The sequence below is a fragment of the Haloferax gibbonsii ATCC 33959 genome (assembly GCF_000336775.1).
GTDB lineage: Archaea > Halobacteriota > Halobacteria > Halobacteriales > Haloferacaceae > Haloferax > Haloferax gibbonsii.
Genome location: NZ_AOLJ01000011.1, coordinates 242,474 through 265,545, shown reverse-complemented (window position 1 = coordinate 265,545; position 23,072 = coordinate 242,474). Strand labels below are relative to the sequence as shown.

23 protein-coding genes are annotated in these 23,072 nt (G+C 68.6%); 12 read left to right on the top strand and 11 right to left on the bottom strand.

Going from position 1 to position 23,072, the window contains the following annotated elements:
• Positions 1-16 precede the first annotated feature (16 nt).
• The 5 genes from C454_RS04120 to C454_RS04100 all read left to right on the top strand — a co-directional run bounded on the left by C454_RS04120 (position 17) and on the right by C454_RS04100 (position 3,619).
• Positions 17-757 (top strand): Yip1 family protein, encoded by a 741-nt coding sequence (locus tag C454_RS04120; RefSeq protein WP_004972935.1) that lies wholly within the window; start codon positions 17-19, stop codon positions 755-757.
• 120 nt (positions 758-877) lie between these two features.
• Positions 878-1,465, top strand: a complete 588-nt coding sequence (gene dcd, locus C454_RS04115) for a dCTP deaminase (protein ID WP_004972933.1) — start codon at positions 878-880, stop codon at positions 1,463-1,465.
• Positions 1,462-2,361, top strand: a complete 900-nt coding sequence (locus C454_RS04110; RefSeq protein ID WP_004065036.1) for a thiamine-phosphate synthase family protein — start codon at positions 1,462-1,464, stop codon at positions 2,359-2,361. The genes dcd and C454_RS04110 overlap by 4 nt, the downstream gene beginning before the upstream one ends.
• A 10-nt stretch (positions 2,362-2,371) precedes the next feature.
• A complete protein-coding gene (locus tag C454_RS04105) occupies positions 2,372-3,085 on the top strand; it encodes a class I SAM-dependent methyltransferase (protein WP_004972930.1) in 714 nt (237 codons plus the stop codon).
• Between the two features lie 66 nt (positions 3,086-3,151).
• Positions 3,152-3,619, top strand: coding sequence for a hypothetical protein (locus C454_RS04100; RefSeq protein WP_004972928.1), 468 nt, complete (start codon positions 3,152-3,154; stop codon positions 3,617-3,619).
• Between the two features lie 78 nt (positions 3,620-3,697).
• On the opposite strand, the gene C454_RS04095 is transcribed toward C454_RS04100, so the two are convergent.
• Entirely contained in the window at positions 3,698-4,621 is a 924-nt protein-coding gene (locus C454_RS04095; RefSeq protein WP_004065032.1) for a sulfide-dependent adenosine diphosphate thiazole synthase, read from the bottom strand.
• A gap of 91 nt (positions 4,622-4,712) precedes the next feature.
• Here C454_RS04095 and C454_RS04090 point away from each other — a divergent pair, with 91 nt between their 5' ends.
• Complete coding sequence (locus C454_RS04090) at positions 4,713-6,200, top strand: dihydrolipoamide acetyltransferase family protein (RefSeq protein ID WP_049904952.1); 1,488 nt, start codon at positions 4,713-4,715, stop codon at positions 6,198-6,200.
• Positions 6,201-6,254: 54 nt separating this feature from the next.
• On the opposite strand, the gene C454_RS04085 is transcribed toward C454_RS04090, so the two are convergent.
• Genes C454_RS04085 through C454_RS04075 form a run of 3 tightly spaced genes read right to left on the bottom strand, consistent with a single transcriptional unit; the run spans position 6,255 to position 9,307 of the window.
• The gene (locus tag C454_RS04085; protein WP_004972924.1) at positions 6,255-7,265 is read right to left on the bottom strand and encodes an NAD(+)/NADH kinase; all 1,011 of its coding nucleotides are present in this window, start codon (positions 7,263-7,265) and stop codon (positions 6,255-6,257) included.
• Complete coding sequence (locus C454_RS04080; protein WP_004972922.1) at positions 7,266-8,276, bottom strand: alpha-ketoacid dehydrogenase subunit beta; 1,011 nt, start codon at positions 8,274-8,276, stop codon at positions 7,266-7,268.
• The gene (locus tag C454_RS04075; protein ID WP_004972921.1) at positions 8,273-9,307 is read right to left on the bottom strand and encodes a thiamine pyrophosphate-dependent dehydrogenase E1 component subunit alpha; all 1,035 of its coding nucleotides are present in this window, start codon (positions 9,305-9,307) and stop codon (positions 8,273-8,275) included. The genes C454_RS04080 and C454_RS04075 overlap by 4 nt, the downstream gene beginning before the upstream one ends.
• A 249-nt stretch (positions 9,308-9,556) precedes the next feature.
• Between C454_RS04075 and C454_RS04070 the strand changes: the two genes are divergently transcribed.
• Entirely contained in the window at positions 9,557-10,537 is a 981-nt protein-coding gene (locus tag C454_RS04070; RefSeq protein WP_004972919.1) for a glutathione S-transferase family protein, read from the top strand.
• 142 nt (positions 10,538-10,679) lie between these two features.
• Complete coding sequence (locus C454_RS04065; RefSeq protein ID WP_004972917.1) at positions 10,680-11,753, top strand: molybdopterin-dependent oxidoreductase; 1,074 nt, start codon at positions 10,680-10,682, stop codon at positions 11,751-11,753.
• Positions 11,754-11,759: 6 nt separating this feature from the next.
• Here the strand turns inward: C454_RS04065 and C454_RS20650 are convergent, their stop codons facing one another.
• The 5 genes from C454_RS20650 to aspS form a co-directional block, all read right to left on the bottom strand.
• Positions 11,760-11,900, bottom strand: a complete 141-nt coding sequence (locus C454_RS20650) for a hypothetical protein (protein WP_004972915.1) — start codon at positions 11,898-11,900, stop codon at positions 11,760-11,762.
• Between the two features lie 100 nt (positions 11,901-12,000).
• On the bottom strand, positions 12,001-12,759 hold the full coding sequence (locus tag C454_RS04060; protein ID WP_004972913.1) for a 4-phosphopantoate--beta-alanine ligase: 759 nt from the start codon (positions 12,757-12,759) through the stop codon (positions 12,001-12,003).
• A gap of 96 nt (positions 12,760-12,855) precedes the next feature.
• Positions 12,856-13,689, bottom strand: coding sequence for a pantoate kinase (locus tag C454_RS04055; RefSeq protein WP_004972911.1), 834 nt, complete (start codon positions 13,687-13,689; stop codon positions 12,856-12,858).
• 71 nt (positions 13,690-13,760) lie between these two features.
• Positions 13,761-14,201 (bottom strand): SHOCT domain-containing protein, encoded by a 441-nt coding sequence (locus tag C454_RS04050; RefSeq protein WP_004972909.1) that lies wholly within the window; start codon positions 14,199-14,201, stop codon positions 13,761-13,763.
• Positions 14,202-14,389: 188 nt separating this feature from the next.
• The gene (gene aspS / locus C454_RS04045; RefSeq protein ID WP_004972908.1) at positions 14,390-15,694 is read right to left on the bottom strand and encodes an aspartate--tRNA(Asn) ligase; all 1,305 of its coding nucleotides are present in this window, start codon (positions 15,692-15,694) and stop codon (positions 14,390-14,392) included.
• A 158-nt stretch (positions 15,695-15,852) separates the two neighbouring features.
• On the opposite strand from aspS, the gene C454_RS04040 reads away from it, so the two are divergent.
• Positions 15,853-16,437 (top strand): cupin domain-containing protein, encoded by a 585-nt coding sequence (locus C454_RS04040; protein ID WP_004972906.1) that lies wholly within the window; start codon positions 15,853-15,855, stop codon positions 16,435-16,437.
• Between the two features lie 81 nt (positions 16,438-16,518).
• Positions 16,519-17,277: a DUF4013 domain-containing protein gene (locus tag C454_RS04035; protein ID WP_004972899.1), complete on the top strand. Its 759-nt coding sequence runs from the start codon at positions 16,519-16,521 to the stop codon at positions 17,275-17,277.
• A gap of 24 nt (positions 17,278-17,301) precedes the next feature.
• Here C454_RS04035 and C454_RS04030 read toward each other — a convergent pair whose 3' ends face one another.
• Positions 17,302-18,024 (bottom strand): phosphoglycerol geranylgeranyltransferase, encoded by a 723-nt coding sequence (locus C454_RS04030; RefSeq protein WP_004972898.1) that lies wholly within the window; start codon positions 18,022-18,024, stop codon positions 17,302-17,304.
• Positions 18,025-18,124: 100 nt separating this feature from the next.
• Positions 18,125-20,647, bottom strand: coding sequence for a DNA topoisomerase I (locus C454_RS04025; RefSeq protein WP_004972896.1), 2,523 nt, complete (start codon positions 20,645-20,647; stop codon positions 18,125-18,127).
• Positions 20,648-20,834: 187 nt separating this feature from the next.
• On the opposite strand from C454_RS04025, the gene C454_RS04020 reads away from it, so the two are divergent.
• Together C454_RS04020 and C454_RS04015 are read left to right on the top strand one after the other, a co-directional pair.
• Positions 20,835-22,262, top strand: coding sequence for an MATE family efflux transporter (locus C454_RS04020; RefSeq protein ID WP_004972894.1), 1,428 nt, complete (start codon positions 20,835-20,837; stop codon positions 22,260-22,262).
• Between the two features lie 75 nt (positions 22,263-22,337).
• Complete coding sequence (locus C454_RS04015) at positions 22,338-23,030, top strand: hypothetical protein (protein WP_004972893.1); 693 nt, start codon at positions 22,338-22,340, stop codon at positions 23,028-23,030.
• The last annotated feature ends 42 nt before the right edge of the window (positions 23,031-23,072 follow it).

Genomic DNA, 23,072 nt, shown 5'->3' with positions numbered 1-23,072 from the left:
CTCCGTGGTTCGACCGATGGCAGGTCCCCGAACGCCCCTCCTCAAGCCGCGCGAGTACTTCGCGTCGCGGCCGCGACCGCTCGACACCGGGCGGGCGCTCGCCGTCGTCGCGCTCGTGACGCTCGTCGTTGCAGCCGCCACCGGCGGCATCCTCGTCACGTTCACCCAACAGCTCGACCAGCAGGTCAGCGTCGACAACCCCGCGCACGCGCCGGAATGGATGTGCGAAAACTACGAAGAGGGCGGCCCGTTCGCCGACATGGACGCGCCGGCGGGCTGCGACCCCTCGGTCCCCGAACAGCTCGACGAGCGCCTCGGCGACCTCGTCTGGGACGAAATCTCGTGGGTCCCGTGGGCGATGCTCGTCGGCGTGCCGCTGTTCTGGCTCTTCGAGGGGGCGATGCTCCACCTCGGCACCTCGCTCGTCGGCGGCGAGGGCGGCTTCGCCGAGTCCCTGACGGTCGCCGCGTGGGGGATGGTCCCGAGCGCGGCCCGCGCCCTCGCGCTCGCCGGCTACCTCGCCTACGTCCTCCCGCGAATCGACCTCCCGTCGACCCCCGAGGCCGCGGTCACCGCGATGCAGTCCGCGCTGTCGGGCTTCGGCCTCGTCAGCGGGGTCGTCGTGGTTATCACGGTCGCGTGGGCGACGTACGTCCGGACCTACGGGATGGCCCGCGCCCGCGACCTCGACGTCGAATCGGCCGCGGTCGTCACCGTCGGCCTGAGTCTCGTCGGCCTCCTGTTCGAACTCATCTGAGCCGCGCCGAGCGGGGTGTCGTCTCCAAACCGAGACGGGGCGGTGTCGCCCCGCCGAGACTAGGTGGCACCTCCCGCCGAGAAGGTGGATTTACTTGTCCGCGTCGCGCTCCCTTCGAGTATGATACTCTCCGACTCGGACATCCTCGCACGCCTCGCCGAGGGTGACCTCGTGGTCGACCCGATAGACGACGTGGACATGCAGGTCCAGCCAGCGAGCGTCGACCTCCGCCTCGGCACCGAATTCCTGGAGTTCCAGCGCACGAACATCTCCTGTATCCACCCGAACCGAGAGCACGAAGTCTCCGAGTACGTCCGCGAGACGCACGTCCCGGAGGGCGACGACTTCATCCTCCACCCCGGCGACTTCGTCCTCGGCACGACCAAAGAGCGCGTGGCGATTCCGGACGACCTGCTGGCGACCGTCGAGGGGCGCTCTTCCCTCGGTCGCCTCGCGGTCGTCATCCACGCGACCGCCGGCATCGTCGACCCCGGCTACGAGGGCCAAATCACGCTCGAACTGTCGAACCTCGGCACCGCGCCGGTCGCGCTCACCCCCGGCATGCGCATCTCTCAGCTCGTGTTCACGGAGATGAAGTCGCCCGCCGACCGCCCCTACGGGGTCGAACGCGGCTCGAAGTATCAGGGCCAGCGCGGGCCGCAGGCGTCGCGGCTCAGCTCGGACCCCGAGTTCGGTGGCGACGAATGAAGTTCATCGAAGAAATCGTCGTGGACGCGTTCCTCCCGACGTTCCGCGCGCTCCTCGCGGAGGACCTCCGCGACCGCGGGTTCACCCAGTCGGAGGTCGCCGAGGCGCTCGGTATCAGCCAGAGCGCCGTCTCGAAGTACGCTCACGGCGAGGTCGCCACGAACGAGCGGGTCGCCACCGACCCCCGCGTCGTCGACCTCGTCTCCCGCGTCGGCGACGGCCTCGCCACCGGCGACATGACGCCCGTGCAGGCGCTCGTCGAGGCCGAGGTCCTCATCCGCCAACTCGAAGAGGGTGACCTGCTGTCGGACCTCCACGAAGAGGAGATGCCCGAACTCGCCTCCCACGACGGCTTCCGGAGCATCCACGACCCCGAGGGTCGCCTCCGAACCGTCGAGCAGGTCCGCTCGTCGGTCCGCCGCGGCCTCCGCATGCTCACGAACACCTCCGGCTTCGCGGGGCTCATCCCGAACGTCGGCTCCAACCTCGTGGAGTCGCTCCCGGACGCCGACAGCGTCGACGACGTGGCCGCCATCCCCGGCCGCATCTTCGACGTGAAGGGACAGGCGACCGTTCCCGGCGAACCCGAGTTCGGCGTTAGCGGCCACGTCGCGGGCGTCCTGCTTTCGGCCCGCGCCGCCGGTGCCGACGTGAACGCCGCGCTCAACATCGTCTACGACGCGGGCGTCATCGAGGACCTCGAAGCCGCGGGCTACGAGTGCATCGAGTTCGACCCGGACGCGCCGACCGACCCGGTCCGCGAACTCCTCACCGCCCGCGACCTGCCGGAGACGTTCGTCGTCTACCAGAGCGGCGGCTACGGCATCGAACCCATCACGTACATCCTCGGCCCCGACGCGCCCGCCGTCGCCGACGTGGTCCGCGTCCTGCTCTGAGGCCCGTCCCATGACAGCCGAACAGCCCAACTCCCGTTCCCGTTCTCGCTCCCCGTCGTCGGTCGCCCAGTCGTTCTACACCCGCTGGGCGACGCTGTACGACGCGCTCGCCCGCCGCGCGCCCGGCGTCGGGAGCGTCAGAACCGAAGCCGCCGACGCGCTCGCGCTCGCCCCGGGCGAGACGGTCGTCGAGATGGGCTGCGGGACGGGCGCGAACCTCCCGTACCTCGCCGAGCGCGTCGGTCCCGAGGGAACTGTCGTCGGCGTCGATTTCTCCCCCGGCGTCCTCGACGTGGCCCGCGAGCGGACCCGCGACTCCCCGAACGTCCACCTCGTTCGCGCCGACGCGACTCGGCCGCCGGTCGCACGCGGACTCGCCGAGTCCCCGGACGCCGTCCTCGCCACCTTCGTCTCGGGGATGTTCGACGACCCCGCGGCCGTGGTCTCGTCGTGGGCGGACCTCGTCGGCTCCGGCGGGCGACTCTGTCTCGTCGACCTCGCGGAGACGACCGACCCGCGCTGGCGACCGCTCAATCCGGCGTTTCGGGCGCTCGTCCGCGCCACCGCGCCGCCCGGGTCGCGCACGATGCGCGCGTCGCCGACGAAGATGCTGAACCGGCGGCTCGTCGCGGCCCACCGGACGCTCGAATCGCGGTGTCGGGTGGCCCACGAGACGACCCACGCGCTCGGCTTCGCGCGGGTCCGTGCGGGCGTCGTGAAGTAGCAATCGCCGGCGTGTGGTCCGACCGGCCGACAGAAGCGATATGTCGCCCCGGTGTCAACCGGTGGCATGGCCTCGTTCCTCGCGGAGCTTCTCGGCGCGCCCTTCAACGCGTTTCACCTCTTGTTCTTGGGGCTCGTCGGCTACTGGGTGTCTCTCGACGCCGCCGAGCGGGGGAGTAACGCGAGTCTCCTGTGGGCGCTCGGCTGTGTCGTCTTCCAACCGCTCGTCGTCGGGTATCTGCTCTACCGGAGTCGAATCGGCGGGCGGCCCGAACCGGCGGGCGTTCAGGAGCGACTGGTCGGAACCTTCGTCATCAGTCACTTCGTCGCGGCACAGCTCTGGTTCGCGCTGCGACTCGTTGACGTAGTCGCGTCGGTGGCGTACCCGCCGGTCGTCGAGTTACAGTACTATCTCGCGTTGTTCGCTGTCGGTGCCGTCCCCGGCTTCCTGCTCGTGTGGAACCGTGGGTGGGCGCGAATCCGGCGAACGCTCGGCTGGGTTCACGAACAGGAACGCGAGGGAGTCCAGCAGTAACGGAAAACGGGTCGGGAGCGACCCGAAACAAGTGTCAGAGGCGTCGGGGGAACCGACAATCGGACCGTCGGGAGACGGTCAGTCGTCGGCCGGAGCGGGCCCGGAGATGCTCACTTCGGGCGCGTCGCGGCCGAGTTCGTCGAGGCAGGACTGCGCCGCCTGTCGGCCGGACAGCAGCATGGCACCGAACGTCGGGCCCATGCGCGGCAGGTGGTGGGCGGTGGCGACGGCCATGCCGGAGGCGACGACGCCGGGGTGGACGACGCCCGTCGCGTCGACGATGCTGTCTTCGCTCTCGGAGACCCACATCGAGTCGTGGCCGGGCGAGTCGTGGCCGGGCGCGCCGTACTCGCCGTCGGCGGTCTTGTCCATGCCCGTGTTGTGTTCCTTGGCGTGTTCGATGCCGTTCACGTCGAGGACGCCGCGCTCGGAGAGCTTCGAGAGGACGACCGCGTCGTGGCCCGTCGCGTCGAGGACGAGGTCGGACTCGACCGCGATGGGGTCGACGCAGGTGAGTTCGCGCGGGAGCGCGTGGACCGGCGTCCAGTTCATGACGATGCCGCCGACGCGGTCGTCCTCGCGGAGGACGACGTCGGTGAACTCGGTCATGTTCTGGATTTTCGCGCCGGCGTCGCAGGCGGCCTTGATGAGCGCGGAACAGGCGTGCGGGCCGTCGGCGACGTACAGCCCCTCGGCCTCGTCGCTCTCCTCGTAGGGGACGCCGAGTTCGTCGAGGACGCGCTGGGCCGGGTCGCGGACGGTCACCTTGTTCATGAGGAAGCCGCCCAGCCAGAAGCCGCCGCCGAGGTAGTTGTTCTTCTCCACGATGGTCACGTCGACGCCGCGCTCGGCGAGTTCCTTGGCCGCGACGAGGCCGGAGGGACCGCCGCCGACGACGATGACTTCGGTGTCGGTGCGCTCGCGGAACTCCTCCATCCACGAGTCCGAAATCGCGCGTGTGACCTGTGCTTCTGTCGCGTCGGTGAATCCGTCGAACGACATATCACCTAGTGATATCACCTAGTAGTAAAGCCTGTTGGTCGGCGGACCCGCCGACCTAGGTATATCACGTTCTATTGTGTATGTTACTGCCATGGCGTACGTAGTCAAGATGCCCAAACTGGGACTGGAGATGAAGTCGGGCGAGCTCTCGGCGTGGCTCGTCTCGGAGGGCGACGAGGTCACCGAGGGCGAGCCAATCGCCGAAATCGAGTCGGAGAAGACGACGGCGGAAATCGACGCCAAGGAAGACGGCGTCCTGCGGCGCGTCGTCCTCGCCGAGGGCGAGTCGACAGCGCCCGGCGGCGCGCTGGCAATCGTCGCCGGTGCGGACGAGGACATCACCCAGTTGGAGGCGGACGCGGGCGTCGGCGAGGGTGGCGAGGAATCCGCCGCGACTGACGACGCGGCGGCGGACGCTGGCACGGCCGAGACGACCGAGACGGCGGCGACTGGCGACGCCTCGTCGGTGGCGAAACGACGGTCGAGCGGGTCGAGCGGGGCGTCAGGGAACGGCGAGGTCCGCGCGTCGCCGCGCGCGAAGCGACTCGCGGACGACCTCGGGCTCGACCTCACGGCCGTCGAGGGAACCGGGCCGCAGGGGGCAATCACCGAGAGCGACGTGGAAGCCGCGGCGGAGTCCGCGACGCCCGCCGAGACCGACGACTCCGGAGCGACCGCCGACACGGCGGACAAGCGCGTGTTTGCCCCGCCGAGCGCCCGCCGCCTCGCCCGCGAACTCGGCGTCGACATCGCGGCGGTCGAGGGCACGGGACAGAACGGCCGCATCACCGAGTCCGACGTGCGGGCGGCGGGCGGCGCGAGCGCGGCGGCAACCGACTCGCCGGCGACCGCCGGGGCCGATGCGACCGCCGCGAGCGAACCGGTCGAGACGGAGCGGCCGCTGTCGGGGATGCGCCGCACCATCGCCGACCGCCTCGGCGAGAGCTACCGTGAGGCGGTCCACGTCACAATCGACCGCCGCGCCGACGCGGAGGAACTGCTCGCCGCGGCGAACGCCGCCGACGACGCCCTCGGCGTGGACGTGTCGATAACGGACGTACTGCTCCTCGCGCTCTCGGCGTCCCTCGACGAACACCCCGAGTTCAACGCGACCTTCGAGGACGGCGTCCACAGGCTCCACGGGGAGCACAACGTCTGCATCGCGGTCGATATCGACGAGGGACTCATCGCGCCGGTCGTCCGCGACGTGGCCTCGCTGTCGCTCGCCGAACTCGCCGAGACCCGCGCCGAGGTCACCCAGCGGGCGCTGTCGGGTGACTTCACGATGGACGACCTCTCGGGGGGCACGTTCACCGTCTCGAACCTCGGCGTCCTCGGCGTCGAGTCGTTCGACCCGGTCATCAACCCGCCGCAGGTCGCCATCCTCGGCGTCAACACGATTCGCCGGGAGGCCGTGCCGACCGACGACGGCGACGTGGCCGTCCGGCGAGTTATCTCCTTTTCGCTGTCGTTCGACCACCGCATCGTCGACGGGGCGGACGCGGCCCGCATGCTCGGCACGCTCGTCGAACACGTCGAGAACCCGTGGTCGCTCGTCATCGCCGCCGGCGGGCGGTGAAAAAATCGGCGGCCGAACTGGTCGGTCAGGCCGGGCCGGGTCGGGGCCGCCGGCTCACCCGAGCCTGAAGCGCCCGTCGCTGGCCGCTCGTTCGAGGACCGACTCGACGTCGACCAGTCGCGGGCCGTCGCTCACCGGGCGGAGGCGGACGGTCCCGTTTCGCACCTCGTGTTCCCGCTCGCCGTCGACGCTGACGACCCCGCGGTCGACCTCGAACGCGTAGTCCTCGCCGTCGTCGAGGACGCGGTGTTCAGCCACGTCGACCGTCGAGAGTCGTCCGGGGACGGTAATCGCCCTGACCGTCGTTGGGGCGGTCGCTCCGCTCTCGCCGTCGCGAGCCAGTCGGAAGCCGACGCCGCCGGGGTCGTCCGGCCGGTGCGTGACGAGACCGCCGGCGATTCCCGAGAGCCCGATTTCGGCGGGCGACGACCGCGAGACGACGCCGCCGACGATGTCGCTCGGGTCGAGAATCGCCCGCGTGCCGACGAAGGGGCGGTCGAGAACGCCGACGGTTGCGAGCCCGCGGATGACCGTCGTCTGTTCGGCCCGGACGACGTTGACCTCGATGGTCCCGTGGCGCGTCGTCGCCTCCGCGGCGGGGACGGCTCCGCTTCCGACGAGCGCGGCGGCCGCGCCCGCGACGGTGCCGTCGACGGGCGTCGGGACGACGTTGTTCGTCCCCGTCGAGATGCTCACGACCGGCACGTCGCCGATGGTCTGGGCCACGTCCCGCGTCGTGCCGTCGCCGCCGAGGACGACGACGGCGTCGGCGTGGTCCGCGAAGTGGGCCGCGGCCGTTCTGCTGTCCCGTCCCGACGCCGTGACCGTCATGTCCACGAACTCGACGCCGAGTTCATCGGGCGCGTCGTCGACGATGCGGTCGGCGAGCCCCGTGCTGTCGGGCATGACGAGCACGTCCACGTCGTCGGCGAGCGTCAGCCCCGCGAGGACACAGCCCGCGGTGCGGCGTTTCGCGTAGTTGTTACTGACGCTCGCGCCGCCGGTGAGCCGACGGATGTCGCGGCCGGCGGCGGGGTTGACGACGAGACCGATAGTGGTCGTCACTTACACGATGCGGTTGATTGCGGCTTCCACGTCGGAGCCGTGGGGAAGCACCTCCTCTTCGAGCGCGGGGCTGAAGGGGATGTGAACGTCGGCGACGCCGACCCGCTGGATGGGCGCGTCGAGGCTGTAGAACGCGTTCTCCATGACGCGCGTCGCCACCTCAGCGTGGGTCCCGTACGACAGCGGGCTTTCGTCGGCGATGACGAGGCGACCGGTCTTTTTGACGCTCTCGACCAGCGTCTCGGTGTCCATCGGGTAGAGCGACCGGAGGTCGATGACCTCGACGCTCGTCTGTCCCGCGAGTTCCTCGGCGAGTTCGAGCGACTCGCCGACCATGCGCTGGGTGGCGACGACGGTCACGTCCTCGCCCTCGCGCTCGACGCTCGCGGTGCCGATTGGGATGGTGAAGTCGTCGTCGAGCGGCACCTCGCCCTTCTGTTCGTATATCTGCTTGTTCTCGAAGACGATGACCGGGTCGTCGGACCGGATGGCCGACTTCAACAGCCCCTTGGCGGACGCCGGCGTCGCGGGCGCGACGGCCATCACGCCGGGGAAGTGGGCAAACCACGTGTGAATCGTCCCGGAGTGCTGGCTGGCCGCGCCGCTCCCGCCGCCCTCGGTCGTTCTGACGGTGACGGGCATCTCCGTCTTACCGCCGAACATGTAGCGGTTCTTCGCCATCTGGTTGATTATCTGCTCGGAGCAGACGCCGATGAAGTCCGAGAACATGATTTCGACGACCGGCCGCGTTCCGGTCGCCGCAGCGCCGACCGCCGCGCCCATGAAGCCGGCTTCGCTGATGGGCGTGTCGCGGACGCGCTCCTCGCCGAACTGCTCGACGAGGTCGCCTGTGACCTCGTAGACGCCGCCGAACTTCCCGACGTCCTCGCCCATGACGAACACGTCGTCGTCGCGTTCGAGTTCCTCGCGGAGGGCGAGTCGAATCGCCTCCCGGATGGTCATCTCCTTCGTCTGGTCCGGGCCGGTCCCGCTGCTGGTCTCGGTGCTCATCGGTCCTCACCTCCGTCGGCCCGCATCCCGCTGGAGAAGTCGCTAATCTCCGGAACGGCCGCGTTGAACATGTCTTCGTACGCCTCGCTCGGGTCCGGGTACGCCGCGTCTTTCGCCTTCCCGACGGCGTCTTCGATCTGCTGGTCGATTTCGGCTTTCATCTCGTCGAACTCGTCTTCGGTTATCGTCCCCGCGTCCACGAGTCGTCGCTTGAACGACTCGATGGCGTCGCGGTCCTTCCAAATCGCGACGTCCTCCTCGGTCCGGTACGGCTGTTGGTCGCCCTCGAAGTGGCCGTGGTACCGATACGTCTCGGCCTCGATGAACGTCGGTCCCTCGCCGTCGGCGGCCCGCTTGCGCGCCTCCTTGACGGCCTCGTAGACCGCGGTGATGTCCATCCCGTCGACGGTGAAACCGGGGATGTTGTACGCCTCCGCGGTCTCGCTGAGGTTCTGGACGTTGTGCTGTTTCTCGACGGGTGTCGCCTCGCCGTACTGGTTGTTTTCGACGAGGAACACCGCCGGGAGGTTCCACGTCGCCGCGAGGTTGATGGCCTCGTGGACCTGTCCCTGTGCGACCGCGCCGTCGCCGAAGAACGCCAGCGCGACGGTGTCTTCGCCCTTCAGATGCGAGGTGAGCGCGGCACCCGTCGCCAGCGGCGGCCCCGCGCCGACGATGCCGTTCGCCCCGAGCATCCCCGCGTCGACGTCCGCGATGTGCATCGACCCGCCTTTGCCGTTACAGTAGCCGTTGGCCTTGCCGAACAGTTCGGCCATCATCAGGTCCGGGTCGAGGCCCTTCGCGATGCAGTGGCCGTGTCCCCTGTGGGTGCTCGTGATGTAGTCGTCCGATTCGAGGGCCGAACACGCGCCGACCCCGACCGCTTCCTCACCGACGTAGAGGTGGACGAACCCGGGGAGTTCGCCGTCGCTGAATAGGTCGGCCGCTTTCGTGTCGAACGCTCGAATCGTGAGCATCCGGCGAAGCGCCTCGCGCTGTCCATCCTCCGTCTCGATGTCTAGTACCACCATGCGACATCCCCACAATTGTCATAATCTATGATGGCTTTTTCTCAAACTGACAGTCACCGAGTTAGTCGCGCGGGTGTGACTGTGTAATCGAATCACACGGGGCTGTGCCGATTCTGACGACTCTCTTACACGAGGTGACGACATGCGTCGCCGCCCCGGATAGCCGGCCGGTTACACCGATGTCGCCTCCCAACTTTTGGTGTTCAGGTCCCAACGGACGGACATGCGAGCACTCCAGGTCGTGGTAGCATGAACATGCTCTACGAAGGCGAGTGGCGAACCGACAAGTTCGTCGCCAACAACGAAGACGGCGAGTTCGAGCGCCAGACGACCGACTTCCGCAACTGGGTCGGCGAGGACGAGCGGTTCCCGGTCGAGGCCGGGCGATACCACCTCTACATCTGTCGGGCGTGCCCGTGGGCACACCGCACCGCGATGACGCGCGCGCTGAAGGGCCTCGAAGACGCGATTTCGCTGTCGCTCGTCGAACCCGTCCGCATCGACGACGGCTGGGAGTTCTCCGAGGACCTCCCGGACCCGCTGTACGGCGAGGAGTTCCTCCGCGACATCTACCTCCGCGCCGACGACGAGTTCACCGGGCGCGTCACCGTGCCCGTGCTGTGGGACAAAGAGCGCGAGACTATCGTCAACAACGAGTCACGCGAGATAATGCGGATGCTCGACGAGGCGTTCGACCCCATCGCCGACAACGACGTGGACCTCAACCCCGACGGTTACGAGGAGGAGGTCGACCGCCTCATCGACGAGATTTACGAGCCGGTCAACAACGGCGTCTACCGCGCCGGATTCGCGACGACCCAAGAAGCCTACGAGGAGGCCGTCGAGGAACTGTTCGACGCGCTGGACCACTGGGACGAGGTCCTCGACGACCAGCGGTTCCTCGCCGGCGACGTGCTCACCGAGGCGGACATCGCGATGTTCGCGACGCTGATTCGCTTCGACCACGTCTACCACACGCACTTCAAGTGTAACAAGAAGGCCATCCACGAGTACGACAACCTCTGGAACTACACGAAGGAACTCTACCAGCTTCCGGGGGTCGCAAAGACGGTCAACATGGACCACATCGTCCGGCACTACTTCGTCAGCCACGGCGACATCAACCCCAAGCGCATCTACGGCGTCGGCCCCGACCTCGACTTCGAGGCGGAACACGACCGCGACCGCCTTCCGGCGGACCTCCCCGCGGCGCTGACGGCCGACGACTGAACCGCCGCTCGGTTTTCGCGCTCGTCTTCGTCCCCGTCCCCGTCCCCGTCTCCGTCTCCGTCCCCATCTTCGTTTCGCGCCCGGCTCCGTTCTCGCCGTCTCTCTCGACACCCTATTCCCGTTCGAAACGCTATCACTTCTCATGGCAAGCCGCGCGACCCGCGCGCTCCGGCGGTTCGAGCCGCCGTCGCGGGCGGTCGACTGGTCCATCTTCGCGCTCGTCGTCTTCGAGACGCTCTCGGGCGTGCTGAGCCTCGGGGCCGGCCATCCGGCCAACGGCCTCCTGTTCGTCGTCCACGGCGTCGCCGGCCTCTCGCTGGTCGCGCTCGTCGGCTTCAAACTCTATCGGGTCCGCCACCGCGTGGTCGACTCGCGGCTCCGGGACCGCCACACAGCCGTCTCGATTCTCCTCGCGGTCGTCGCGCTCGCGGCACTCGGCACCGGCATCGCGTGGGTGCTCGGCGTCGAGGTCCGAATCGCCTTCTGGACGCTTCTCAACGTCCACATCGGCTTCGGCCTGCTCGTCATTCCAGTCCTTCTCGTCCACCTCCGGGCGCGCTTCCGCGCACCCCGCGCGGTCGACTTCGCGGAGCGACGCCGGGCGCTCCAGTACGGCGCGATACTCGTCTTCGGCGCGGCGAGCTACCGCGCGACCGAGACGGTGGGGTCGCTCCGCGGCGTCGGTCGACGATTCACCGGGTCGCGGCCGCTCCCGCCCGGCGAGGGCAACGACGCCTTTCCGGTGACGAGTTGGGTCGCCGACGACCCCGACCCCGTCGACCACGACTCGTGGTCCCTTTCGGTCGCGGGACTGGTCGACCGTCCGCTCGAACTCGACCGGGCGGACCTCGCGCCCGACGAGACGCGGTCGGTCCTCTTGGACTGCACGAGCGGGTGGTACACCGAGCAGAACTGGACCGGCGTGAGACTCGGTGACGCGCTCGATAGCGCCGGTGTTCACTCGTCAGCGCGGTGGGTGACGGTCCGGTCGGTGACGGGCTTCCGGTGGTCCTTCCCAATCGCGGAGGCCCGGGAGATGTTGCTTGCGACCCGCGTCGGCGGCGAACCGCTCTCGCACGGCCACGGCGCGCCGCTCCGACTGGTCGCGCCGAACCGACGCGGCTTCCAGTGGGTCAAGTGGGTCGATGCGGTCGAGGTGCGCCGACGACGCGACCCGGCCCAGTGGCTCGCGGTGCTGGTGAGCGGGTTCGGATAGCGACGCTCACCACGGGAGAATCCACAGCACGTCGACGAGGCGGTCCAGAAGCGACGTGTCGCTCTCGCCGTCTTCGTCGGCCGTGTCATCGGTCGAAGCGTCCGTCGCCCCGCCTTCGTCGGGCGCGTCCGAATCGGTGGAGAGCATAGTCGTCGGTATGAGTATCAACGAAAAATAATTTCTGTGGAGAGGGTGCCGCGCGTCAAACCGAGCGGGTAGCGGGGGCCGAACTATCCGGTTCGGTCGCTTACTCGTCGTCTGTGCCCGCACGAATCGCTCGCTCTGCCGCGTCGAGGGCGGCGTCGGCGTCGAACTCGACGACGATGGTCTCCAGTTCCTCGCGCGTCGCGCCCGCGTCTCGCAGGTCGCGGGCGTGAGCGGTGATGTTCGGCACGGCGCGAACGATGTTGTCCACGATGGGGACCGTGGCGACCTGCGCCGACCGCGACATCGGGTTGAGGTCGACGACGATTTCGACTTTGTCCATCGCGCCGAGCGCCTCGGCCCGGTCGCCGTCCTCCAGCGGGACGACGACCACGTCGGCGCTCCCGATGCCGTCGGCGTCGACCTTCGCGCGCTCGTGGTCGATGCCCGGAATCCGCCCGTCGGCGGTGAGTCCCTTCACCTCGTCCGCGCCGTGGTCGCGCAGGTGGTCGACGATGGCCCGCATGCGCTCGTCGGTGCGGTTGAACAGATTGACTTCGATGTCGGCGTCGACGGCCGCCGCGAGTTCGACGATTTCGCCGGGGCAGAGCGCCGCGACGTTCCCGTTGACCGAGATGACCGGGTGGTCGGCGAGCAGGAGGTGCGCCGCGGCCGCCCGCGCGGCCTCGTCCGCGCTCGGAATCGTCCGCTCGCCGAGGAGGTAATCGAACGCCTCGCCGCGCCCCTGCGCGATGAGTCCCTGTCGGCTCGTGATACCCTTCTCGACGCCTTCCTCGATGCGGTGGCGGGTGAGAAGCGACTGGTATCTCGGGTGGCTCTCGGGAATCTCGATGTCGCTCATTGGTGGTGGGTCGTCGCCGCGACAGTAACACGTTTTCTCATCGGCGCGGGCGGGATTCCGCACCGCCCCCGACCGCGAGGTCGCCCTCGCGGCCGCCTACTCGCTCCGCAGCGTCGCGCCGGCGGGGTGGACGCGACAGCGCTCTGGGTCGTAGCCAGCGTCCGACAGCCCCGTCCCGACCGCGAACACCGTCTCGCCGAGCATCGCCATCGCCCCGTCGCCGCCGGCCGCGCGCACGTCGTCGATTGCGGCTTCGACCCGGTCGGTCAACAGGCCGGCGTCGCGGGCGAACCGTCGCGACTCGGCGACGAAGCGGTCGAGCGTCGGCTCGGCGCGGAGCTCTTCGAGGGCCGCCTCGCCGGCGGCGGTGAGTGCTGTCGTGTCTCCCGACAGCACGTCGGCCGTCGAGAGCCCGCCGAACGCGACGTACTCGATCTCGGGGCGCGCGGGGACGCCGTCCATCCGGCCGTGGGCCGGCGCGCCGGGTTCGACCCGAATCGGCATCCCGCCGCGGGCCTGCGCGACCACGTCGCCGAGGCCGGTCCCCGCGCGGACCTCGGCCACGTGGGCGAGGGTGACGAGTTCGTTTTCCGAGCGTCCGCGGGAGAAGACGGCGTTCGCCGCCAGCGCGGTCCCGAGCGCCATCGCGCCCGAGACGCCGAAGCCCGCGCCGAGGGGCAGGTCGCTTTCGGCGTCGACCGCGGCCGTCGCGCCGAGCGCCGCAAGTACGTCCGCCACGGGCGGCATCTCGACCGCCTCGCCGTCGAGGGTGACGGTCGTCTCCTGCGCCGGTTCGACCGTCACGGTGACGCCGTGGGAGAGTGTCAGCCCCGCGCCGCGGGAACCGGCGACCGCCGGGTCGGCGGCGGGGTGGGCGCTGAAAAAGCCCGTGACGTGGCCGGGCACGAACGCCGTCGCGTCGTCGCTCATCGGTCGTTCTACGACGGGGGTCGGTTAACGGTGTTGCGTTTCGTCGCGTCCGTGTTCGTATCGAGTCTGACTCAGGAACGCTCGTATTCGGTCGCTTCGTCCTCCCGGGTCGTTCGTCGCGATTCCGCCGTTTTGCGAGCGTCCGCGACCGTCTCCGTCTCCAACAGCCGCTCGACTTTCGCCTCGAACTCCTCCTCGGAGAGCTCGCCGGTCGCGTAGCGCCGGCGGAGCGTTTCGAGCGCGTCTTCGGTCTCGGTCGTCAACGACTCGCCCGCGTCGCCGCCGCGGCGGGACTCGTAGATGCGGACGAGAGCTATCGCGGCGGGGAGCACGCCCGCGAAACCGACCGGAAAGACGATCCAGAACCACGACACTCCGAGCGCGAGCAGGCCGAATCCGACCAGAAAGATGAGCCCCATGACGACGCCGGCGACCAGCTCTTCGAGCGCCGAGTCCTCGTCGTCGCCCGCGCCGTCGATGGCGTCGTCGACGATTCGCTTCGGGTCGGTCATCGGTATCCCTCGCGACGACGACGTTCGTGCATGGTGTTCTAACGTGTCCGGGAGGTAACGACTGTTTCGCAAAAAATGGGGCGCGCCGGTGGGTGCGTCTTCGCCCGTACGGGCTCAGATGGTGGCAGTCGCGCGGGAGCTCACTCGCAACGCGTGGCGTTGCTCCCGCGCTCGTGTTGCGCCGTCGCCTAGGGCGACAGGCGCTGCCGGTCGCGCGGGAACAGAACCGCTTCCCGGATGTTCTCCAGTCCGAGCATCGTCATGATGAGTCGCTCGCCGCCGAGTCCGAAGCCGGCGTGCGGGGGCATGCCGTACTTGAACATCTTCGTGTAGTACTCGAACGCGTCGGGGTCGAGGCCCTGCTGCTCGAAGCCGGCGACGAGGTGGTCGAAGCGGTGTTCACGCTGGCCGCCCGAGACGAGCTCCATGTTCGGGTGCATCATGTCGAAGCCCGTCGAGAGCGTCTCGTCGTCGTCGTGGTCCTTGATGTAGAACGGCTTGATCTCGCTGGGCCAGTCGGTGATGAAGTAGTGCTCGCCGACGTCCTCGCCGAGTGCCTTCTCGCCCTCGGTGGGGAGGTCGTCGCCCCAGACGAGCTGCTCGTCGAGCTTGCCCGTGGCGTTGATGCGCTGGATGGCCTCCTCGTAGCTGAGCCGCGGGAACTCGCCGGACGGCGCTTCGAACTCGTCTTCCAGACCGAGCGCTTCGAGTTCGTCCTGGCAGTGCTCCTCGACGGCCTCGTAGGCGGCCTTGACGACGGCCTCGCACACGTCCATCGCCTCGGTGTGGTCGATGAACGCCGACTCGAAGTCGATGGAGGTCGCCTCGTTGAGGTGGCGGGGCGTGTTGTGCTCTTCGGCGCGGAAGATGGGCCCGACCTCGAAGACGCGTTCGAGTCCGGAACCGACCATCAGCTGCTTGAACAGCTGCGGCGACTGGTTCATGAACGCCTCCTTGCCGAAGTACGTGATGGGGAAGAGCTCGGTGCCGCCCTCGGTCCCCGTGGCGACGATTTTCGGCGTGTTGATCTCGGTGGCGCGGAGGTCGCGGAACTGCTCGCGGACGGCGCGCTGGACCTCGGCGCGAATCTCGAAGATGGCCTTGACCTCGTCCTTGCGGAGGTCGAGCGTGCGGTTGTCGAGGCGCGTCGAGAGCTCGGCGTCGACCTTGCCGGAGGGGTCGAGCGGGAGCTGCGCTTCGGCCTCGGCGATGACGTCGAGGCTCTCGGGCGTGACTTCGACGCCCGTCGGCGCGCGGGGCTCCTCTGCGACCTCGCCGGTCACGGAGATGACGCTCTCGCGGTGGACGCCGAGACCCGTCTCGACGAGGTCGTCGTCCATCTCGTCTTTCTCGAACTTGACCTGAATCTTGCCGGAGGTGTCCCGGAGAATCAGAAACGCGATGCCGCCGAGGTCACGAACTTCGTGGACCCAGCCGGCGACGGTGACCGTGTCACCGGGTTCGGCGTCGGCCGTGTACGTTCGGTTTCGCATACGACGTGGTTCCCGACCGTTCGTCTTAAACATCGTGTCTTCGCCTCGCTCGGACGCGTTCGAGTGTCGAATCCACCGAGAAGCGGGACGATGTGGGGTACTCGTTGACGGGGTCTGTGGTACCGTGGTACTTAGTTCGCTGCGCGTGTCCTCCCGGTATGGCTCCCGACTCACCGGACGCGCCGGCGGACGAACCGCGAACCGACGCGGACGCTTCCTCGGAGTCCGGCCCAGCACCCAACGCCGCCCGCGTCGCCGACCTCGACTGGTCCGAAAGCGAGCGAGGCGACCGCTTCGCGTTCCGCCGGAAGCGACTCGCCGAACGCGCCGGCGGCCGCGACCTCGGCTGCTCGCTCTACGAGGTCCCGCCGGGGAAGCGCCCGTGGCCGACCCACTACCACGAAGGTAACGAAGAGGCGCTGTACGTGCTCTCCGGAACGGGCACGCTCCGGACACGAGAGGGCGCGGCCGACCTCGACCTCGAACCGGATACCTACGTCGCGCTCCCCGCCGGTGCCGACTACGCGAGACAAATCGAGAACGACGGCGACGAACCGCTCCGGTACCTCGCGCTCTCGACCATGAACCACCCCGACGTGACGGGCTACCCGGACTCCGACAAAGTCGGGGTGTTCTGCGGCGCGCCGCCGGGCGGCGACAAGAACGCCCGGACGCTCCACGGCTACTACCCGCGAGACGCCGAAGTCGGCTACTGGGACGGTGAGCCGACCGACGAGGAGTGAATCGGAATCGCTTCTCCCTTCCACCGCGGCGGCTCCGATGCTGAGGTTTATATCCGAACCCGCGGCCACCTCGCCTCGGACATGGACGTTTCAGACCTCGAAGCCGCGTTCGCCCTCCCGCTCGCCGAAGACACCTCGTTCGATACGACGCTCGTCGGCGTCCTCGCGACGCTCGCGTCGTTCGCCACGCCGCTCGCGGGCGTTCTCCTTGCGGGCTACGTGGTCCGCCTCGTTCGCGCCGGCGACCGCGACGCGACCGCGCTCCCGTCGTTCGACGACTACACCGACATGGTCGCCGACGGCGCTCGTCTCTCGGCCGCGCTCGTCGCGCTCCAACTCCCCGCAGTCGGCCTCGCGACCGCCGCGCTTCCGGGTTCCGGACTCTCGCTTGCGACGCTCACGTATGCGACCAATCCGGCGATGCTCGGGCTCCTCGGCCTCTCCGCGCTCGAAACCGTCGGTCTCGTCGCGGCCGGCCTCGCGGCACTGATGGGCTCGTATCTCTCGGTGGCCGCCACGGTCGCCCTCGCCCGCGAGGGGTCGCTCGCCGCGGCGATTCCGGTCGCGCGCGACATCGCGTTCGACCGCTCGTTTATCGGCGTCGCCTCTGGGGTCGCGCTCGTCGGCTTCGTGGCCGGCCTGCTCGTCTCCCTCTGCGCCGCGGTGCCGGCCGTCGGCACCGCGCTCGCCGCGACCGCGTCGTTCTGCTTTCTCGTCGCGTCGGCGACGCTCCTCGGTCGCGGCGCGCCGAACGCGTCGGCGCTCGGCGTCGATGCGTCTCGGCAGTCACACGCTGGCGGCGTGAACTCGGGGTCGGCCGAGTCGATGGAGTCGGCGTAGAAGACGAAACCGCGCCCGTGGGGATTACTCCGCGACGAGTTCGGCCGTCGCGTCCTTCGCGCCCTCGACCGTCTCGCGGACCGCGTCGACGCCCTCGTCGTGCAGGAGGTTGCCGACGACGACCGCGTCCGCGTGCTGACCCATCTCGTAGGCGGTGTCGTAGTCGTGGATGCCGCCGCCGTAGAACAGCGTCGCGTCGTCGAGCGCGTCGTGCGCCGCGCCGACCTTCTCGGGGTCGCCGTAGGTGCCGGAGTACTCGACGTAGATGATTCTCTGGCCGAACATCTTCTCGGCGACGCGGGCGAAGGAGGCCACGTCCTCGGCGGACTGGTCGGTGTCGGCGTCGGTGTACTCGGCGACCGACGACTCGGGGTTCAACACGATGTACGCCTCGGTGTGGGTGCGGTCCCAGTCGAGGCCGTCTTCGATGCGGACCCACTCCTTGTGCGCGCCGGTGATCCAAAACGAGTCGCTCGCGTTGAACACCGTCGGGATGAGGTAGCCGTCAAGCGCGTCGTCGTCGATGACGACGCCGGGGTTCGACGGCTCCTGGTAGATTGGCACGTCGTACTTCGAGGTCGCCTCGATGACGCGCTCCATCTTCTCCTCTGTGATGTCGAGCGTGCCGCCGATTTCGAGGGCGTCGGTGCCCGTCTCACACACGTCTTCGAACGTCTCGCCGTCGACGAGGTCCTTGTCAGGGTCGATTTTGGTGATATGATCCCAGTCTTCCCACGGATAGCTCATTGGTCGCTCTTTGCTTGAGGGGGCGTAAAAAGCGTGCGGATGAAATGAGGGGTTCGGGTGGTATCGGCCGGTTCGTGTCTGTGACGTTACGGTTTGTCGTTCAGTCCGCCGCGGTCTGCCACTTCCGAACCGTATCCGCGCCCACGCCCTCGACTTTCGCCGCGATGTCGTCGGGTTCGGACGCCTTCAGCGTCTTCACGTCCTCGATGCCGGCGTCTTTCAGTTTCTCGGCGGTCTTCGCGCCGATACCGCTGATGCTCTCTAGGTCGGAGCCGCCCTCGCCGTTCTGCTGGGCCTGATACTCTCGGTAGTTGCAGATGGGACAGCCGAGCTCCCACGGTTCGCGGTCGCCTTCGTACGTAATCCGGAGCTCTGGCAGGTCGTGTTCCTCGCAGGACTCGTCCGTCACCTCGATGTCGCCGCGACGGGGCAGCGGCAGCGAGTAGTCGCAGTCGGGATAGCGGGTACAGCCGACGAGCCGGGAGCCAGACCGGAGGCGCTTGATGGCGAGGTCGCCGTCGTGTTCGTCTCCACATTCGGGACACGTCCCGATGACGAGGTCGTCTTCCTCGTCGGCCTCCTCGGCCTTACAGAGCGGGCAGCCGTGGACGAACGTCTTGCGCCCGGCGAGCATCTTGATGTGGTGGAGGTCGTGTTCCTCGCAGGACTCCTCCATGATGAGCGGCTTGCCCGTGGAGGGAAGCGGGAGCGTGTAGGTGCAGTCGGGATAGGAGTCACAGCCGATGAAGTACGAGCCGCGGCGGCTCTTTCTGACGACGAGGTCGCCGCCGCACTCGGGACAGGTGCCGACCGTCTTGTCGGCTTTCAGCGAGTCTTGGAGCTGTTTTCCGAGCTCCTCGCGGGACTCCATCAGCCCCTCGAACACGTCCTGGAGCATCTCTTTGGACTCTTCGGTCACGTCTTCGAGGGTGGCCTCGCCGCGGGCGATGGCCAGCATGTCGGATTCGAGCTGCGAGGTCATCTCCTCGCTGACGATGAGTTTCGCGAAGTCCTCGGAGGCCTCCACGACCGCCCGCGCGAGCCGGGTCGGTCGCGGCGGGTCGCTCTCGATGTAGCCGCGGTCGTAGAGCTTCTGAATCACGTCGTGGCGGGTCGCCTTCGTCCCGATGCCCATCTGTTCCATCGTCTCGATGAGCCGCGACTGGCCGTAGCGCCGGGGGGGCTGGGTCTGCTTGGCGTCGAGGTGCGTGTCGGACAGCACGAGCGACTCGCCTTCCTCGACGTCCGGCACGAACGACTCGGTAGAGTTGAAGTACGGGTAGACGTCGTGGTAGCCCGCTTCGAGCAGGCGCTTGCCGTTGGCCTTCAGCGAGAGCCCCTCGACCTCGGCGACGACGCGGAGGTGCTCCCAGACGGCGTCCTCGGCGACGGTGGCGAAGAAGCGTCGGACGACGAGTTCGTAGACGTCCCACTCGTCTTCGGTGAGGTCGGACGCCGAGGGGAGTTCGCCGGTCGGGTGAATCGGCGGGTGGTCTGTCGTCTCGTTGTCGCCCTCGGTGGGCTCGATTTCCTCCTGTTCGAGGAGGGATTCGGCGTCCTCCTTGAACCGGCGGTCGCCCTCGAACGCGCCGAGCAGTTCGCGCGGGTCGAGGTCGTCGGGGTACACCGTGTTGTCGGTCCGCGGGTAGGTGATGTAACCGGCCGTGTAGAGGTCCTCGGCGATGCTCATCGCCCGCTGGGCGGAGTAGCCGATGGAGCCGGCGGCGCGGATGAACTGCGTGGTGTTGAACGGCGCGGGCGGCGTGTCGGTCCGCGTGCGGCGGTTGACCGACGCGACTTCCGCGGACTCGACGCCGAGAAGCGTCTGGTAGGCCGACTCCGCGGACTCCTCGTCCCAGATGCGCTCGGCTTCGGTGCCGTCGTCGTCGAGGTAGAAGTACTGCGCCTCGAAGGACTCGGCGTCGCCGTCGGCGTCCTTCGTCAGCTTGGAGAACAGCTCCCAGTAGTCCTCGGGGTCGAACGCCTCGATTTCGCGCTCGCGGTCGACGATGAGCTTCAGCGTCGGTCCCTGCACGCGACCGACCGAGATGAAGTCGTTGCCGAGCTGGCGGGCCGAAAGCGAGAGGAAGCGCGTGAGCGCGGCCCCCCAGACGAGGTCGATAATCTGTCGGGCCTCGCCCGCCGCGGCGAGGTTGAAGTCGAGGTCGTCGGGGTTCTCGAACGCCTCCGTCACCTCGCGCTTCGTGATGGAGGAAAACCGCACGCGGTCGACGGGCACGTCCTCGTTCACGTCGCGGACGAGCTCGTACGCCTCTTTCCCGATGAGTTCACCCTCGCGGTCGTAGTCGGTCGCGATGGTGACCGTCCCCGCGCGGCGGGCGAGCCGGCGGAGCGCGGCGACGATGTTCTCCTGCGTGGGGTGTTTCTCGACGGGCGCGCCGATGAGTTCGACCGGCTCCACGTCGCGCCAATCGTTGTACTCCGGCGGGAAGTCCACGCCGACGACGTGGCCCGACAGCCCGATGCAGCGCTTGCCGCCCCACTTGTAGACGTTCACGCCGTTCATTCGCTCCGCGGAGGCGGTCTCGCCGCTCAGGATGTCGGCGATGCGCCTCGCGGCGTTGTCCTTCTCGGTGATGATGAGTTCCGGACCCCTACTCATTGAGCGGCGATATGTCGGGGGTTGTCCTAAACCTTTCGTGCCGAATTCGGGGTGTAGACGCCTCAACGCGCGCGGATACGGGCGTGCGGGTGAGCGCGCTTCGCGCGCGAAGGTGTGTGTTCGCCGATGCGGCCGCGACGCCGCGTGACACCAGAAGCGATAACCTCCGCCCGCCGAACCTGAGACCGTGTCGGGTGACTCGCGAGTCGACATGACCGAGGGGGCGATAGCGCCCAAACTGCTCTCGCTCTCGTGGCCGCTCGTCGCGGGAAACCTCCTCCAGACGCTGTACAACCTCGCGGACGTGTTCTGGGTCGGCCGCGTCGGTGCGGACGCCGTCGCCGCCGTCTCGCTCATGTTCCCGACGAGTTGGATGTTCGTCTCGACCGCGATGGGAATCACCGCGGCGACCATCGCCCTCGTCTCGCAGCACGTCGGCGCGGGCGAGGACCGCGAGGCCGACCGCGTCGTCGGCCAGACGGTGCTTCTCACCCTCGCCGTGTCGGTCGTTCTCGCCGTCGCCGGCTTCGCGTTCAGACATCCGCTTTTAGAACTCATCGGCGCGGAGGGAGCCGTCTTCACCGAGGCGCTCGCCTACATCGAGGTCATCTTCCTCTCGCTCCCGCTCACGTTCCTGTTTTTCGCGTTCCGGGCGGCGCTACAGGGCGCGGGCGACACGAAGACCGCGATGTGGCTCATGGTCGCCTCCGCCGGCCTCAACGTCGTCCTCGACCCGATTCTCATCATCGGCTGGGGCCCAATCGCGGGGATGGGGACCCGCGGCGCGGCGATTGCGACGCTCGTCGCCCGACTGTTCGCGACGGCCGCCGGCGTCTACATCCTCCTGCGCGGCGACTGGGGAGTCAGACTCCGCCCCACCGACCTCCGACCCGACCCCGAGCGCCTCAGAAAGCTGGTCGATATCGGCTATCCCGCGACGCTCGACGGCTGGGCGCGGAGCTTCTCCGCGGTCGTGATGGCGGCGTTCGTCGCTCGGTTCGGACCGACGCCGACCGCGGCCTACGGCATCGGCGTCCGCCTCATGTCCGTCTCGTGGACCGTCTCCGGCGCGGTCGGGCAGGCGACGGCGACAGGCGTCGGCCAGAACCTCGGCGCGCGGACGCCCGACCGGGCCGCCTCGGTCGCGTGGACCGCGATGGCGGGGACGATGGGGCTGCTCTTCGCCGCCGCGGGGCTCGTGGTGGCCTTCCCGGCCGAGGCGATGCGTCTCTTTATTGACGAACAGCCGGTCATCGACGCGGGCGTGACGTTCCTCCGCATCGTCGCCCCGTCGTGGGCGTTCTTCGGCGGCGTGATGGTGATTCAGGGAGCGTTCCGCGGCGCGGGCGTCACCAAGGCCGCGATGGCGCTGTCGTTCCTCTCGCGGTGGATTTTCCGCGTTCCGGTCGCCCTCGCGGTCGCGTTCACGTGGACCGTCTCCCTCCCGGTCGTCGGCACCGTCTCGGGGCTCGCGCGGGGCGTCGAAGGCCTCTGGTGGGCGTACGTCGTCGGTGCCGTCACCTCCTTCGCCGTCGCCGTCGCGTGGTTCCGGCTCGGCACGTGGCGCGAGGGCGTCCTCGACCGCGGGGCGACGCCGGCGGCGGGTGACGACTAGTCTCGGCCACCATCGCCCTCCACCGGCTGACCTGACAGCAGAACGACTTTCCTCGACGGGTCGGAAGGGAGCGCCATGCGACAGCCCTCCACCGAACACCTCCGTCTCGGCCTCGCGGTCCTCCTGATTCTCACGCCGCTTTGGGGCCCGACGCTCGGGCTCACCGGACCGACGTACACCTACGAGTCAGCCGAAATCGGGGTCGAGGACGACCGACTCGTCGTGCCCGACCGTGATGCGCGCTCCGACCTGTGGCACGGCATCGACGGCTTCGCCTGCTCGGTCGGGTCGTCGGTGACTCGCTACTGCGCGCTGGAGGCCGCGACCCTGAACGGGTCGCTCGCGGTGGACCACCCCGACGTGAAATCCGGCTCCGGGCACCTCGACGCCGACGAACTGTATCTCGTCTACTACGACGGCCGGGTCTTCGAGCGCGAATCGACGTGGGAGGACGGCCGGTACGTCCTCTCGACGGCGCGCGTCTCGGCCGCGGCGGCGCTGGACGACGTGGCCCGCCCCCCGGACCGATACCCGACCGCGTGGGCGGCTATCGAAGACGGGTCGGCGACGGCGGACCACGAACTCTGGTCGGCGAACGCGGGCGCGAGAGTGTTCGAACTCGACGGCGACTACTTCCTCGTCTACCGGACCGGCGTGGACCGCCCGCTTCCGGCGTCGCCGGCGGCCGAGGAGGCCCTGACGTGGTTCGCGGTCGTCCTCGGGTCGGCGATGCTGTTCGGGCGCGACGATGACGACGACTGGTCGTAGTCACGCTCGCCGGGCCTGACAGGAAACGGCCGCTCGTCGCGG

What these genes read in the sequence shown, in the direction of transcription:
- C454_RS04120 (WP_004972935.1), top strand. Translation starts at nt 17, where the DNA reads ATGGCAGGTCCCCGAACGCCCCTCCTCAAGCCGCGCGAGTACTTCGCG.
- C454_RS04090 (WP_049904952.1), top strand. Translation starts at nt 4,713, where the DNA reads ATGGCGTACGTAGTCAAGATGCCCAAACTGGGACTGGAGATGAAGTCG.
- C454_RS04050 (WP_004972909.1), bottom strand. Translation starts at nt 14,201, where the DNA reads ATGACCGACCCGAAGCGAATCGTCGACGACGCCATCGACGGCGCGGGC.
- C454_RS04075 (WP_004972921.1), bottom strand. Translation starts at nt 9,307, where the DNA reads ATGGTGGTACTAGACATCGAGACGGAGGATGGACAGCGCGAGGCGCTT.
- C454_RS04095 (WP_004065032.1), bottom strand. Translation starts at nt 4,621, where the DNA reads ATGTCGTTCGACGGATTCACCGACGCGACAGAAGCACAGGTCACACGC.
- C454_RS04025 (WP_004972896.1), bottom strand. Translation starts at nt 20,647, where the DNA reads ATGAGTAGGGGTCCGGAACTCATCATCACCGAGAAGGACAACGCCGCG.
- C454_RS04060 (WP_004972913.1), bottom strand. Translation starts at nt 12,759, where the DNA reads ATGAGCGACATCGAGATTCCCGAGAGCCACCCGAGATACCAGTCGCTT.
- C454_RS04035 (WP_004972899.1), top strand. Translation starts at nt 16,519, where the DNA reads ATGGACGTTTCAGACCTCGAAGCCGCGTTCGCCCTCCCGCTCGCCGAA.
- aspS (WP_004972908.1), bottom strand. Translation starts at nt 15,694, where the DNA reads ATGCGAAACCGAACGTACACGGCCGACGCCGAACCCGGTGACACGGTC.
- C454_RS04040 (WP_004972906.1), top strand. Translation starts at nt 15,853, where the DNA reads ATGGCTCCCGACTCACCGGACGCGCCGGCGGACGAACCGCGAACCGAC.
- C454_RS04070 (WP_004972919.1), top strand. Translation starts at nt 9,557, where the DNA reads ATGAACATGCTCTACGAAGGCGAGTGGCGAACCGACAAGTTCGTCGCC.
- C454_RS20650 (WP_004972915.1), bottom strand. Translation starts at nt 11,900, where the DNA reads ATGCTCTCCACCGATTCGGACGCGCCCGACGAAGGCGGGGCGACGGAC.
- C454_RS04105 (WP_004972930.1), top strand. Translation starts at nt 2,372, where the DNA reads ATGACAGCCGAACAGCCCAACTCCCGTTCCCGTTCTCGCTCCCCGTCG.
- C454_RS04055 (WP_004972911.1), bottom strand. Translation starts at nt 13,689, where the DNA reads ATGAGCGACGACGCGACGGCGTTCGTGCCCGGCCACGTCACGGGCTTT.
- C454_RS04110 (WP_004065036.1), top strand. Translation starts at nt 1,462, where the DNA reads ATGAAGTTCATCGAAGAAATCGTCGTGGACGCGTTCCTCCCGACGTTC.
- C454_RS04030 (WP_004972898.1), bottom strand. Translation starts at nt 18,024, where the DNA reads ATGAGCTATCCGTGGGAAGACTGGGATCATATCACCAAAATCGACCCT.
- C454_RS04065 (WP_004972917.1), top strand. Translation starts at nt 10,680, where the DNA reads ATGGCAAGCCGCGCGACCCGCGCGCTCCGGCGGTTCGAGCCGCCGTCG.
- C454_RS04015 (WP_004972893.1), top strand. Translation starts at nt 22,338, where the DNA reads ATGCGACAGCCCTCCACCGAACACCTCCGTCTCGGCCTCGCGGTCCTC.
- C454_RS04080 (WP_004972922.1), bottom strand. Translation starts at nt 8,276, where the DNA reads ATGAGCACCGAGACCAGCAGCGGGACCGGCCCGGACCAGACGAAGGAG.
- dcd (WP_004972933.1), top strand. Translation starts at nt 878, where the DNA reads ATGATACTCTCCGACTCGGACATCCTCGCACGCCTCGCCGAGGGTGAC.
- C454_RS04100 (WP_004972928.1), top strand. Translation starts at nt 3,152, where the DNA reads ATGGCCTCGTTCCTCGCGGAGCTTCTCGGCGCGCCCTTCAACGCGTTT.